The organism is Aeoliella fuhlenseeensis, assembly GCF_052161615.1.
In the GTDB taxonomy this organism is placed as follows: Bacteria; Planctomycetota; Planctomycetia; order Pirellulales; family Lacipirellulaceae; genus Aeoliella.
Map to the genome: position 1 here is coordinate 771,039 of NZ_CP197417.1, position 13,834 is coordinate 784,872.

At 62.8% G+C, this 13,834-nt stretch carries 7 protein-coding genes; 3 read left to right on the forward strand and 4 right to left on the reverse strand.

Annotated features, from left to right (window positions below):
* Positions 1–51: 51 nt before the first annotated feature.
* Positions 52–933, forward strand: coding sequence for a hypothetical protein (locus SH292x_RS03075; protein ID WP_442484115.1), 882 nt, complete (start codon positions 52–54; stop codon positions 931–933).
* A 212-nt stretch (positions 934–1,145) separates the two neighbouring features.
* On the opposite strand, the gene SH292x_RS03080 is transcribed toward SH292x_RS03075, so the two are convergent.
* The 3 genes from SH292x_RS03080 to SH292x_RS03090 all read right to left on the reverse strand — a co-directional run bounded on the left by SH292x_RS03080 (position 1,146) and on the right by SH292x_RS03090 (position 6,483).
* Positions 1,146–3,320, reverse strand: a complete 2,175-nt coding sequence (locus tag SH292x_RS03080) for an efflux RND transporter periplasmic adaptor subunit (RefSeq protein ID WP_442484116.1) — start codon at positions 3,318–3,320, stop codon at positions 1,146–1,148.
* A 256-nt stretch (positions 3,321–3,576) separates the two neighbouring features.
* Positions 3,577–4,452, reverse strand: a complete 876-nt coding sequence (locus tag SH292x_RS03085; RefSeq protein WP_442484117.1) for an efflux RND transporter periplasmic adaptor subunit — start codon at positions 4,450–4,452, stop codon at positions 3,577–3,579.
* Positions 4,453–4,455: 3 nt separating this feature from the next.
* Positions 4,456–6,483: an efflux RND transporter periplasmic adaptor subunit gene (locus SH292x_RS03090; RefSeq protein WP_442484118.1), complete on the reverse strand. Its 2,028-nt coding sequence runs from the start codon at positions 6,481–6,483 to the stop codon at positions 4,456–4,458.
* Positions 6,484–6,597: 114 nt separating this feature from the next.
* Between SH292x_RS03090 and SH292x_RS03095 the strand changes: the two genes are divergently transcribed.
* Positions 6,598–9,033, forward strand: coding sequence for a TolC family protein (locus SH292x_RS03095; protein WP_442484119.1), 2,436 nt, complete (start codon positions 6,598–6,600; stop codon positions 9,031–9,033).
* A gap of 1,363 nt (positions 9,034–10,396) precedes the next feature.
* Positions 10,397–11,779, forward strand: coding sequence for a HAMP domain-containing sensor histidine kinase (locus tag SH292x_RS03100; protein ID WP_442484120.1), 1,383 nt, complete (start codon positions 10,397–10,399; stop codon positions 11,777–11,779).
* Between the two features lie 170 nt (positions 11,780–11,949).
* On the opposite strand, the gene SH292x_RS03105 is transcribed toward SH292x_RS03100, so the two are convergent.
* Entirely contained in the window at positions 11,950–13,536 is a 1,587-nt protein-coding gene (locus SH292x_RS03105; protein WP_442484121.1) for a GNAT family N-acetyltransferase, read from the reverse strand.
* Positions 13,537–13,834 lie beyond the last annotated feature (298 nt).

Genomic DNA, 13,834 nt, shown 5'->3' on the forward strand with positions numbered 1-13,834 from the left:
TATCCGGCCTGCTCGCCGAGCGACTCGGCCTGCGTGAACGTGGGGGGAACCATGCTGGCGTCGAACAAACTTGCCCGGGGCTTGGCGTGCCTTTGCGTCGCGGTTGCCGCGTGCGCGGTCCAGGCCAAACCCAAAGCCACCAATCCCTTCCGCACGACGGAAGTCCGAACCAAGGCTGCTGCGCCGTCGGAATCGAAACGAGTCGACTCGAAAGAGCTCGACGCCGCGCTCGAAGACCGCAACGACAATCCATTCCGCGGCCCCATTCCCGGCCCCTTGCACGACAACGAAGCGAAGCAGACGGCCGCCGCTGTGGAAGTTATCGCGCCGCCCGCGATTTCTTCGGAGAAGAAGCCGCAACCTGCGGGTAAGGACGAAGTGTTCTTCCCCTTCGCGTGCGATCCTTTGACGTGTGACCCCTTCGCCACCGAGAACGTGCTGCTCGCCAACCCGCTCGCCGTGAAAATGGGCGACGTGAAGACGGCGTGGGTTCCCGCGGCCGCCGAGGAGGTCGCCACGCCCCGGTCGCAGCCCTACCAAAAGCCAATTGGCGTATTGGGCGTGAACATCTCGCTGCCTCAGGGAGCACTCCCCAAGAGCGAATCGCAAGAGATCGTCAGCAACGTTCCCTTCGCCGGCAACATGCCAAGGCCTTGGCCTTCGCTCGTTTACCACTGGGAAGCGGCCGCCACTTGGCATCAGCCGCTGTACTTCGAAGAAGTCAACGCCGAGCGCTACGGCTACCAGTGCAACTGGGTTGCCCAGCCGTTCGTCTCGACCGCCCACTTCTTCGGCACGCTACCCGCGCTGCCTTACCTGATGACGGTCAACTGCCCGCGTGAGTGCGTCTACACCCTAGGCAACTACCGCCCCGGAAGCTGCCCGCCATGGCGCCGCCACTGCATCCCGTGCTACGACTTCCGGCTGTGGTAGTCCTCTCTTGTAGCCGGACTCGCAAGAGTTCGGGGAAGACCCTACTGATTCGCAAACTCAGTTGTGTCGATGGCAGCCAGAAATGGCGGTCGTCCCAAAGCAAAACCGGATCCGCGTGCATCCTGCCAAATCCACGCAAATCCGCGTTCTATTCGTCAGCCTGATACGAAGACCCGAACTCTTGCGAGTCCGGCTACGCGTGAATGGAAACGCTACGGCAGACGAAACGTCTCCCGCACCTCGCGCGTGATCCACTCGCCCACCGTCGTGCGGCCGACATCGATTTTCGCCCGCCCACCGCTATCGAGCGGTAGCTCTGCAGGGCAGTCGTCGAGGTCCACTAGCGCCTGGTAACGCGTGGTGATGTCGGCCGGGGAGGGTAGCCACTTTGAGTCGTTGCGACCCGAATTGCGTTCGCTCGACTGACCGACGCGAGCGATCTCGCGGATCGTCCCTTCGAGTGGCGTGCTGCCGGTGGCGGAGAGTTGCACGCGGACGCGCTGCCCAGGCGCAACGCGTTCGATGTCGCGCTCGTCAATGTCGAGCGCAATCTCACGCCGTTCGCGATCGGCTACCATCGCAACCGGCGTCCCTGTTTCGAGCCATGCCCCGCGATTTACTTCTTCAAGCGGTGTCCCCGACCACGTGGCAAGCGTCACCGTCTCGCGCTCCGCCGGTTTTCGCTCAGTTGGCAACAGCTCGCCAGAGCGTGGAGCGCGAAGCACCAATCGCTCGCGTTCGGCATCGAGTTCCTTGACGCGCCGCTTGGCATCGGCGAGCGTCGCCCGCGCGGCGGGCAGTTCGCGACTCGACTCGGCATCGCGGGCACGGAGGGTTTCGAGCTTCTCGACCGTTTGCTTCGCCAGTCGCACTTCGCCGGCGAGTCGCGCGGCGGCTAGCTCTAGTTCCGGACTCGCGAGTTCCGCAACCACATCGCCTTGCTCGACCATTGTCCCCGCCGGCAATGCTGTGCGAAGCGATCCCGCCATCGTCGTGACAATCGGCACGGCATGCGAAGGAGCGACGTGCGCCGCGCACTCCACGTGCCCAGGAATGGGTAGCCGCCACAAGCCCGCGAGCGCGAGCCCCGCGACCAGCAGCACCCCGAGCGACATGCCAGGGCGGAACTCGCCGCGGCGTACCGGGTTTTTGAGCGTGGTGGTGAGTTGCTGCGCCGGCCGCGCGACCACGCCCGCGAGCATCACTCCGCCAATCGCATAGGCAATCACGCCGGCACCGAGCGGTTCGAGCGCCACGAGTGTCATCCAGAAAATCGCCACCAGAACCAGCGTCATATAAATCGTCGACATCCCGCCATACACGGCCATCCACGCCGGCTCCGCGACTTCGCGCTGTGGCGGGCGGAAGAACAGCCTCGCCACTCGGCTTCGCACCGCATCGCGCGAGCGCTGCCACAAGTTGGGCACTTCGCATAGATCGGCGAGCAGGTAGTAGCCGTCGTAGCGCATCAGCGGATTGGCGTTCACCAGCACGGTGCCAATCGACGCGACAATCATCGTGTTGAGCGCGAGCAGGTTCACCAGCCCCGGCTCGCTGAACCACCACACGAACGTGGCGAGGCTCGCGAGTACCAGCTCGACTCCCATGCCGGCCGCCGACACCGCCATCCGCCGCCACTTGCTCGCGAGGCTCCAAATGTCGGTCACGTCGCAGTACAGCGTCGGCACAAACACCAAAAGCAGCACGCCCATCTCGTGCACCTCGGCCCCCAAGTACTTGGCGACCATCGCGTGCCCCAGTTCGTGCAGCACCTTCACCACCGCAACGACCAATGCAAGCAGCAACCAATTCTGCGGAGCCATCAGCACGTCGAGCGCGGGCAGGCGATCGACGAACTCCTCCCCATGCGAAACGACAAGCCCCAGCGCACCAAGCACCACGCACGCTGCCACCACAAGCGACATCGGATGAAACAGCACCCGCGCGAGTGGCAGTAAATGATCGAGCATTCGATCAGGATCGAATCCCGGCAGCCTCAGGGCCAAGAGTTCGGCCCAGCTCCACCGCAGCCGGCGAGCCCGCGTTTCCTCGGCCCGCTGGCCGAGCGCCTCGCCTTGCCCCACCGCGCGAGCCACGACCAGTCCCGCCTGATGGAGCCGGCCGAGGTAAGTCTGTATCTCCACAATGTTGAACGTCCGCGGCGCGAACCGCGCGGCGAGCGCCCGCTGCAACTTGCGAAGCGACGTCCGCCCACCAAGTTCGGTGAGCAACAAGTACTCGATCTCGCCCAGCTCATGATGCTCGAGCGTCATCGGATCCTTAAGCACCCACATCGCCCGCCCCGGCACCCAAACCGCCGTCGCCATCACGTCCGCACGCGGCGTGAGCAGAAGCGGTGCATCATTGGTGGCAGGAATGGGGTTCATGATTTACTTGTAGCCGGATTCGCAATTCGTAGCCGGATTCGCAAGAATTCGGGGGCCATCGAGAGTCGCCCGAACCATCCTTAACCCAGGGCGGCACTCCGGCTCGTACCTCGCCTCCGCTTCCCCTGGGCTGACATGTTGAGCCCCTTCGGGGGGCAATTTCTCTCTTGTTTCTATTGGCGAAGATTAGCGTCGATTAGTGTTCCCAAAACTCTTACGCCGTTTGTATCCGTGTTCGATCCGTGTCCATTCGTGGCTAGTTCTTCTCCGTCTCCATCGTCATCACCACCGGTTGCCCCGGCCGCAGTCGGCCGTCGCGGTTATCGAGCTCGGCCCACAGTCGGACTTGGCGATTGATCGGATCGATCTCCGGGCTCACGAACACCACCCGGCCGGTCACCGCTTCGCCACCCTCTAGCTGCACGCGAACATTGTGCCCAACGAGATTTGTCGCCGCTTGTGTAGAGGTCACGAAGCCCTCGGCTTTGAGCCTTTCGGTGCTCACCAGCCGAACCACCTTCTGTCCCGGCTCGACCCACTCGCCGACGTTCGCGTCGACGTCCACCACCACGGCATCGATCGGCGCGATGATCCTTCGGCGGCGAATATCGAGCTGCGCGGCCTCGAGCTTCCGCTCGGCGACCGTCTGTGCGAGCTGCGCGAGACGCCGCTCTTGCTTGCCCGCTTCGACTTCGAGCTTCAGTTTGTCGACGCTCAATCGTTCGACATCGATCTGCGATTGCGACACGCTCTTCGGAAACGCGGCGATCGACTCTTCGCTCCGCGCGAGCTCCGCTTCCGCCACCCGCTGGGCGGTCTCGGCGGCACGGATCGCCACGTCGTTCTCCGCCTCAGCCTTGGCGAGCGCCAGTTCGGCCCGCGATGTCTTCTCGGCGATGAGTGCCGCGGTGTCGTCGATGCGGGCGATCAGGTCGCCCTTTTTCACGGTCTGGCCTTCGCTCGCGTTGAGTTCGACCAGAATCCCACTCTCGCCCGCCGCCAAGTCGGCTTCGTCCAAAAGTTGCAACACCGCCGACTCGACGACGATCGACTCGGCCGCTGCCGAGGCCGAGCCGATGCCGCCGAGTGCAAGACAAATCGCGATAATGGTTACGCAATGGCCAACACGCATGAATTAGAACTCCCACCAGTTGCGAACCGCGCGGCCCAGGTCATGAAACAACACGTATCCCAGCGGCCGCTCGCCCACGACGATCCGCGCCCGCACCGACCCACCAGGCCGAAGTGCCGCTTCACGAAGTTCGTCAGGCAGCGCCGCGTCAGGCGTCGCTTCCACACGCACCCGGCGAATCTCTTCTCCAGTTGGTTCCGTAACCACGTCCACGCGGTCGGCGATTCGCGAAACGGTTGCCATGTGCATTCGGCTGGCGTCGCTACCCATGCGGTACTCGACCTTCAGAGGTTCGCCGCCGGCTTCGCGAAGCTGGTCAAGCCGCTCGTCGGGCAGGTCGAGCTCCAGTTTCCAGTCGCCCGCCGTGTCGGCCACCGACACCAGCACCTGCCCACGCTCCACCGGCCGGCCGGGAGCAAGCCGCTCGTCGGTTTGCCACGTGGTCACCGTGCCGGCGATGGGGCTGGTGACGGTGAGCGACTTCGCTTGCGTTTCCAAGAGCGCAAGCTCCGCAGCCAAGTTGTCGAGCTGTGTCTTCAGTTCTTCTTCTTCGGCGCTCAGTTTGTAACGCTCCAGTGGCGTGGCGGTCGTCGCACCACTCGTAGTTCGCGTCGCGCGAACCGATTCCAGCTGCCGGCGGACCTTGGTTTCTTCGCCGCGGAGTCGTTCGATCTCCACCGCCAGTTCCGGGTCGCGCAGATCCACCAGCACCGCGCCCGCATCTACGGCATCGGCGTGGGCTACCAACAACTGGTCGACAATCGCTGAGCGGGGTGCGAACACGTCTTGCTTCACCACCGGCACTAACTGGCCGCGAACATCCACCACAAGCGGCGTGCGAATCATCAGTAGCGCCGCGACCACGCCCGCCAGCACCAAGCTCGCCACCGCACTGCGGAACATCGTCCGCGGCATGCGAACCCAGCCCAGCGTCTGCAGCACGCCACTCAGTGGCAACTCGTGCCACGTGATCGCGCTGGTCATCGCTGGCGAAACAGCGCGGGCCATCTCGCCCAAGTACGGCAGGTCCAATGCGCCACGCTCACCGGAGAACTGCTCGGCAACTAGCACTCCTCGCGAGCGCCGCCGGTTCTTTTCATTCGCAGGAAGTGGCATCACCACCAGCGACCTGGCGTGAAACTCGTCGACGTAATGACTCACCACGCTCGCCACTTGCGGCAGCAGGTCCGCCGCGTCGTCGCCACTCGAATCGCTGTAGTAAATCGGCTCGTCAAGCTTCACTGCCATCGTGGCGAGTTGCTCAAGCGACCGCGCCGCGCGACCGCGCCGTTCGACGCGATCGGTGCCACTTGTGGCGAGCAGCCTCGCACCGCGCGTGGTGGCCGTCAGCACGCTCATGCGATCGCAATGGCCAACCCGTGCACCTTCGCTGGCGATCCGCTGCGCCGTTTGTTTCAGGTCCGTTCCACCGCCGACTTGCTCGACTAGCGCGAGCAGTGCGTCGTGTTGCCCTCGCTCGCCGGCCATCTCGGCGAGTTGCCGGCGGACGTGGTACTCGGCGGCTTGCTGCCGAACCGCGTCGACAAGTTCTGCCGCACCGCGATAGCTCGACGGAGCACGCCCGTCAGCCAGCGTCAACTCAACGAGCGCCACGCCGCTCGCCACGCCCCGTGTCCAGTCGGCGAGCGACACCGGAGCTAGCAAGTAGTAGTCGGCCGACGTGTTGCTGGCACCGGCGTAGCTCTGACCCGGCGGCAGCGAGACGACATCGCTCGCTGCTAGCGCGGCGGTCACCAGCACTTCGTGGACACCTCGATCCGCGATCGACTCCATCCACCCCGAAGTGTGGGCGACAACGCGCAGCGTGCCATCCGGTTCGCGAAGCCATACCGCCGCGTGCGTCGCCGCTAGCACGGGGGCCACACGAGCGATCAATTGCCTGTAAAACTCGGCCGGCGAGACCGATTGCCGCGCGAGTTCGTCGAGCTGGTCGAGCACCAACGACAAGTCGTCCCACACCGAGGTTTCGGCTGGGGGCGTGTCGGACGGGTTGCTGGCAGCGGAGCGCATAACCTCCAGTATAGGTAGAGCGGCTGGATTTGGCCTGCAACCTTTTGGGAAACCGGGCTAGCACCTCTGGCAAAATTTAACGGTTGTACTGAATGTGCACCCCGCGGTTGGCCGATGACAGATCTCGACCACATGGCGCAAGGACCGCGCCGTGTGCGGTCGCCCTGTGGTACCCACTTCGGTGGAACTACCGGTGGGTGGCAGGACATGACGACCTGTTCGCAACTTTTCATGCACAACACGCTCCGCATCTACCTGGCGATTGTGATGCTGGCCACCAGTCTGGTGGGCTGCCGGGGAGATAAATTGTCGGAGTTCAAAGCCCATAACGATCCCAGCGCCAACCACTACGAACTGGTGAGCGCGGAGATCGAGTACCCGGCCATGAATGGTTGCTCGATGGCCGAGTGCGACACTGGCATCGATTCGCTCGCACCGCGCACCATCTCGACCGACGAACCCGCCAATTACCGCGACATGGCACTGTCCGAGGCGGTACAGATTGCCTTCACCAACAACGACGTGCTTCGCGACGTCGGTGCCACGGTGGTCCGCGCGCCGGACAACACTCGCACCAAATTCGATACGGCCATCGTCGAAACCGATCCCGTCACCGGTATCGAGTCGGCCCTGAGCGCCTTCGACGCCCAGTGGACCAGCAGCTTGTTCTCCGAGAAGAACGACCGCGCGATCAACAACGAGTTTTTCGGCGGTGGTACTCGACTACTCGGGCAGCACGTCGGCGCGCTCCAGTCGCAAATCTCCAAACGCTCCGTCACCGGTACCGAGCTCGCCGCGCGGAAGATCGTCGAGTTCGACGGCAACAACGCGCCGGGCAACCTGTTCGACAGCGCCTGGACCATCAAGGTCGAAGGCGAAGTCCGACAACCGTTAATGCAGGGTGCCGGCTTGCAGTACAACCGCATCGCCGGTCCCACGCGGACTCCCGGCGTGTATCACGGTGTGGTGCTCGCCCGACTCGATACGGACGTCGAACTCGCCGCGTTTGAAGTGGCGGTTCGCGATTACGTCAGCAACATCGAAAACGCTTATTGGGATTTGTACTACGCCTATCGGGATCTCGACGCACAAATCGCGGCTCGCGATGCGGCGCTCGACACTTGGCGACGCATTCGGGCTCTGTACGATGCAGGGCGACGCGGCGGCGAGGCAGAGAAAGAGGCGCAGGCCCGCGAGCAGTTCTATCGCTTCCAAGAGGAAGTGCAAAACTCGCTCGGCGGACGCCTGTTTGATGGTACCAGGACGGGCAACGGCAGCCTGGGGGGCACGTTCCGTGGCACTGGCGGTGTGCTAGTCGCGGAACGTCGGCTGCGTCGGTTGCTCAACATGCCGGCCAGCGATGGCGAACTTCTTCGCCCGGCCGACGAACCAATCCTGGCACCCGTCCACTTCGATTGGAATGAAGTGGCCTTCGAGTCGGTGGAGCGCCGCGCCGAGCTGCGTCGCCAACGATTCCTCATTCGCCGCCGCGAGCTGGAGTTGATCGCCAGCAAGAACCACCTCATGCCACGCCTCGACGCGGTCGGCCGCTACCGCTTCCGCGGCTTTGGCAAGGACTTGCTCGAAACCGATGGTGGACTCTACGGACGCTTCGACAACGCGTACGACGACCTCATGTCGGGCGATTTCCAAGAGTGGCAAGTCGGTGTTGAACTCGATGTGCCAATCGGCTTCCGCCGCGCTCACACCGCGGTACGCAATGCCGAGCTCGAGCTGGCTCGTTCGCGGGCGCTGCTCAAGGACCAGCAAGAAGAAGTGATTCACGGCACCGCGAATAGCATTGCCGAACTCGATCGCTCGTTCGTCGTGTCGCAAACCAGTTTCAACCGTCTGCAAGCCAGCCGCGAAGAACTGGCTGCCGTCACCGCTGCGTTCGAAGCCGATAAAGCGTCGCTCGATCTACTGCTCGACGCACAGCGTCGCGTCGCTGAGTCGCAGTCGAGGCACTACCGCACGCTTGCCGAGTACGCCATCGCGATTAAGAACGTCCACTTCAGCAAGGGCACGCTGCTCGAATACGACGGTGTGTACTTGGCCGAAGGCGCCTGGCCCGAGAAGGCGTACGAAGACGCCGCCGCGCTCGAACGCCGCCGCGGCCGCCAACGCCGCATGAGCTACGCCTCGTCCCTCGCCCCGGTCGTCAGCCGCGGCGTGTACGACCAGCACCCGAGCGACAAGGGTTACGAGACGGTGATCTCGACCGACGGAACGCCTGACTACAGCGAGGCGACGCCGGACAACACCGAGCCGCTACCTTTAGAGACAACGCCGCTGAGCACAGAGCCGCTGAAGTCGGAGCCGTTGAAGACACAGCCGCTCAAGCCTTTGCCAAACAGCAGCGACGCCACGAAGCTCGACTCTCTGCCCAACTTCGACGAGCCCGCGCCGGCAACTCCACCGTCCGATCTCGGCCCCATCGCCCCGCTGTCGCACGAAGCCGACCTCGACTTCCCCGGCATGTTCAGCAAGCTAGGCACCGACGAACGCGTCGCCAGCGAACCCGCCGAAGGCAACCCCTTCCGCGAATAGCGTGGGGTAAGCATCCCCTCTCTCCTCGTTCCCACGCTCCGCGTGGGAATGCATGGATGGCCGCTCTGCGGCCCAATCGAAAATTGGGTGGCACGGACTTTCGGCCGACTCACGCCCCGTCACCTCGCAGTTTCACCACGGCCGATTGTCCGTGTGCGCAGCACAAGAGGTCTCGCCGTGCTCTATCGCCCGGGGGTGCCTGGGGACGAGTTCCACGAGCCCCCAGTGAGTTGCGCGACTTGCACGAGCTCGCGCATTCCCCTTTTCACAGCCGCGGAGCGGCGACAGCGCATAGCCTGTGGCGCAAGCCACAGGACTGCGCGCCAACGCGCATCAAAAGCCCCGGAGGGGCGACAGCGAACCCAAACATGCAGGGAGCCTTAAGCGCATGTCATTCTGAGGGGAGTAGCACGACCCGAAGAATCTCGCCCCTGTGCCCAGCCTAAAAAATGGCAAACGAGATCCTTCAGTCGCCTAGGCTCCCTCAGGATGACATAGGGGCCCAAACGCTCAATTCCCCGCCCCGCCAACTATTTCCCACAAAATGTCCACGCGTACACATCAGCACTTGACAAGTGAGTGTACATCCGCTACAATCCACCCCGTTCGTCGTACGCGAAAGCGCACGGGGAGTGACAGTTGTGCTTCGAGATAGCGGACCACCTTAGTCGAGGGGACCCAACCGGACGCGATACGTATCGAGACGGGTGGTTTGGCCGATCAGCACCTTGGACCTTACGAGTTCAAGTAAGGCTGTCTCGAACTGCGCGCCCGCTGTGTAGGAACTAGTTGCCCAGACTGGCACAAGTGAAACTGAGCAAGCAACTAGCGAATACCCAGCCGCCCGACGGGATCCCGTCACTTTTTTATTTGGCCGTAGGCCGTATCAAGCTCCGCGCCGATACGGCGCTTCACGCTCGACCCAATCGCGAATACCCAACCACTCGCACCTCTAATCCCGTAGCCACGAAGTGGCGCGCTTCGACCGCCCAGGACGAAGTCCTGGGAACCCGTTGCCAATGACAACCTTAGTCCTGAAGGGACGCGCTACCGTAGCGCGCTCTTTCAGAGCTAACAACTAAAACTCCCTACCCGAACCAGGGCTGCGCCCTGGCCTATTAAAGCGCGCTCCTTTGGAGCTAATCGCTTCGCGTCTCTGCGCCTTGGCGTGAGAAAGGAAAACCGCTACGCCAATCGATCACACCATGGAGAGGTAGAAAAATAGTCGACACGGCAAGCGCCGTATCGGCGCAAGCTTGATACGGCCTACGTCTCTCGAAAGCCCCACTACTCCCGCCCATGTCCGCTGAATCTTCACAATTACCCCCTTCGCAGTTGGGGCTCGGCTGGGCATTATGGATGCATGATTCTTCGCTCGCGGCTGTTCGTCCGGCTGTTCCTGGCTATCTTTGGCTTGGTGACTGTGGCAACCATTGCCACGGCCGTGTTCGCGCATGCCTGGCGTGAGTCGCCCGATCTCAGCAGTCAGTTGGTGCAGTGGGTCGTGGTGGTGTGGGTCGTGGCAGCAGTGGCGGCGGCGCTGGTGGTACGCAGCGTGGTGGTGCCGCTCGCCGAACTCACCCGCGCGGCCCGGGCTATCGAATCGGGCGACTACGGCGACCGGGTGCCTGTGCGGAGCGACGACGATGTCGGCGACTTGGCCCGCTCGCTCAACCAGATCAGCGGCGAGCTGGGCGAACGATTGTCGCAGCTCCGCGAGCGCGACGAACGCCAAGCCGCGGTGCTTGGTGGTATGTCCGAAGGGGTGGTGGCGGTCGATCGCACGCAGCGGGTGCTGTTCGCCAACACGGCTGCGGGCAAGATGTTTGGTTTCCTGCCACCCAGCGCCGTCGAACGGCCGCTGCTGGAAGTGATCCGCGAGCACACGCTGCAAGAAGCGGTCGCCGAGGTGCTGCGTACTCGCAAACCGAAGCGAATCGAAATGGCCTGGCAGCTCGACGCCCCGCGGGTGCTGGCGGTGCAGATCACGCCGCTGCCGCGATCGGTGGATGTCGGCGCGGTGATTGTGCTGCACGACAATACCGAACTCCGCCGGCTCGAAACGATTCGCCAAGAGTTCATCGCCAACGTATCGCACGAACTGAAGACTCCGCTAAGCAGCATCATGGCCTACACCGAGACGTTGCAAGACGGAGCGGTGAACGACCACACAATCCGCGACCAGTTCCTGCAGCGCATCGCCGAACAAGGGGCACGACTCAACGCCCTGATCCAAGACATGCTGAGCCTCGCGCGGATCGAGACCGCCCAGCAACCGTTCGAAATCGTCCCGCTCGAGGTCGGCCCCGTCATTCACAGATCGATGGACGACTACGCCCAGCACGCCGAAGCGAAGTCGATCGAGTTGAAGATCGAGGGAGACGAGCCAGTGCTTCGTGCGAGCGCCGACGAAGAGGGCTTGCGAACCATCTGCAACAACCTGATCGACAACGCGGTGAAGTACACGCCCGAGGGGGGCCGCGTCGTGGTCAGTTGGCGGCGCGAGGCGGACACCGTGCGCATCGAAGTCGCCGACAACGGTCCGGGCATTCCGCGGAGCGACGTCTCGCGGGTGTTCGAACGCTTTTACCGCGTCGACAAAGCCCGCTCGCGCGAACTCGGCAGCACGGGCCTCGGACTGTCGATCGTCAAACACCTGGTACAGTCGTTCGCCGGCCAAGTGGGGGTCGAAAGCCAACCAGGGCAGGGGTGCCGATTCTGGGTCGAGCTGCCCGCGGCGGAGTAGCTATAGTACCTCCATACTCCGTATGGAGAAGCCGGGGTGCATGCTTGGCGACGGAGTTCGCGCGATGGGGTAGCAGGCTCTCCACCCCGCAATGGGAACACCCGAGAGATGTCTTAACCATACGGAGTAGGGGTGTACTATGGGGCCCGGCTACGGCCAAGAAGGTCGCCCTACTGCGTATAAACCACTTCGACCGGGATCTTCGGCAACACCTGATAGATGTCGTTGCGGCGATCTTGCAGCGGTTTGACGCTGCCGAGCACGCGCTGGGTGGCGAGGTCGTTGAGGTCGAGTTCGGCAATGACCACGGTTTCGCAGTTGGGATCGGCTTCGGCGAGGATGCCATCTTTGGGGAAACCAACATCGCACGGCGTCAGCACCGCGGCTTGGGCGTAGTTCACCAGAAAGCTCTTCACCTGAGGCAAATTGCCCACGCAGCCCGCGAGTACGACGTAGATCACGTTCTCGATGCACCGCGCTGCCGCACAGTGACGCACGCGGTGATAGCTCTTGCGTTCGTCGGTGGCGAAGGGGACGAACAGCACGTCGATGCCCTGCATGGTGAGCAGTCGCACCAGCTCGGGGAACTCCACGTCGTAACAAACCACAATGCCAATGCGTCCCAGCGGCGTGTCGAACACCTTGAGCTTGTCGCCCGGCTGGCAGTCGTAGTAGTGACGCTCGACGGACGTAATGTGCATCTTGTCTTGCGTGTAGACATTGCCGGTGGGCGTGAAAAGGTGGGCCGTGTTACGAAGCTCGTCGCCATGCTCGACCGGGGTCGATCCACCGATGATGTACAGGCCATGTTCTTCGGCGCACTTTTGAAACATCTTCACGTAGCGATGATGGTACCGCGCGACTTCCTTCACGGCGTGACGCGAGTCCATGTCCGGTGGCAGCATGCTGAAGAGCTGCGCCGTGAACAACTCGGGGAGCAGCAAGAAGTGGCAGTGGTACTCGTTGGCCGTTTCGGCGAAGAAGTTCACTTGCCGCTCGACTTGCTCCCAGCTATCGACGGGCCGCATCTCGTACTGCGCGGCGCACACACGAATCTTGCGTGCCGTCTTGCGAATGGGGGACGCGGAGATTTGTCGCTTCGCCAGGTCGTACTGCGGATTCTGCATCTCGAGGTACGTGGCGTAGTTCAAACTCTCGGCGTCGCTCAGGTAGGCGAACTCGACTCCTTTGACTTCGTAGCCCGCCTTCAGGTGGGCCGAGAGCGCCAGGTCGTGAATCTTCCCTTGCTTGACGAGCTCGACGTACTGCTTTGCCGACATCTTCTTGGCGTAGTCGGCGTAACCCGGGATGCGTCCGCCGGCCACCATGCGGCGAAGGTTCAGCCGCTTGAGCAACGATTTGCGACGCGTGTAAAGCTTGCCCGCCACCCCCATGCCACGGTAGTCGGGATGCACCGCGATGTCCGAGCCGTACAGTGTATCGCCACTGGGGTCGTGCGTGCTGAACGTTCCGCAACCGGTGATCTCGTTGTACGAATACCAAGGGGAGTCTTCGTCGAGATGAACGATCAGGGCCTGCGTGTAACCGACGACACGGCCGTTGTGCTCGGCGAGAAACTGGCCCTCGGGAAACGCGGCGAGCTGCATCGCCATTTTACGTTCGTCGTTCAGGCTCTCCTTGTCGAGATGCGGGTAAGCCGCGTTTTGACACTCGACCACCGCCGGCACGTCCGAAGGCTTCCAGTGCCGAATTTTGATTTCTTTGAGTGGCACCTTGGTTTGCGATTGCTCAGCCATCTCTTTCGATCCATCCGTTCGGTAGTGCGCGAGTTTGTCGAAAACGGGGTCCGCGGGGCTGCCAAAATGACGTTCGCGGACTCGCTAGGTGCGTCATTTTGGCCTACCAGCCGCCCCACTGGAAGCCACTCAACCAAGGTGGGAGCAATAGAACGCGTCGATTTGTGCGAATATTGAATCGAGAACGTTTGGCGCGCAGTTTGCTTTTCACGTCCGCCATGCCTTGCCTGTCAAGGCAACCAATGACCCAATCGGCGGAAGCAGCTAGCAAAAACCAACTGGCAAACTTTGCTGCCTC

What these genes read in the sequence shown, in the direction of transcription:
- SH292x_RS03095 (WP_442484119.1), top strand. Translation starts at nt 6,598, where the DNA reads ATGACAGATCTCGACCACATGGCGCAAGGACCGCGCCGTGTGCGGTCG.
- SH292x_RS03080 (WP_442484116.1), bottom strand. Translation starts at nt 3,320, where the DNA reads ATGAACCCCATTCCTGCCACCAATGATGCACCGCTTCTGCTCACGCCG.
- SH292x_RS03105 (WP_442484121.1), bottom strand. Translation starts at nt 13,536, where the DNA reads ATGGCTGAGCAATCGCAAACCAAGGTGCCACTCAAAGAAATCAAAATT.
- SH292x_RS03090 (WP_442484118.1), bottom strand. Translation starts at nt 6,483, where the DNA reads ATGCGCTCCGCTGCCAGCAACCCGTCCGACACGCCCCCAGCCGAAACC.
- SH292x_RS03100 (WP_442484120.1), top strand. Translation starts at nt 10,397, where the DNA reads ATGATTCTTCGCTCGCGGCTGTTCGTCCGGCTGTTCCTGGCTATCTTT.
- SH292x_RS03075 (WP_442484115.1), top strand. Translation starts at nt 52, where the DNA reads ATGCTGGCGTCGAACAAACTTGCCCGGGGCTTGGCGTGCCTTTGCGTC.
- SH292x_RS03085 (WP_442484117.1), bottom strand. Translation starts at nt 4,452, where the DNA reads ATGCGTGTTGGCCATTGCGTAACCATTATCGCGATTTGTCTTGCACTC.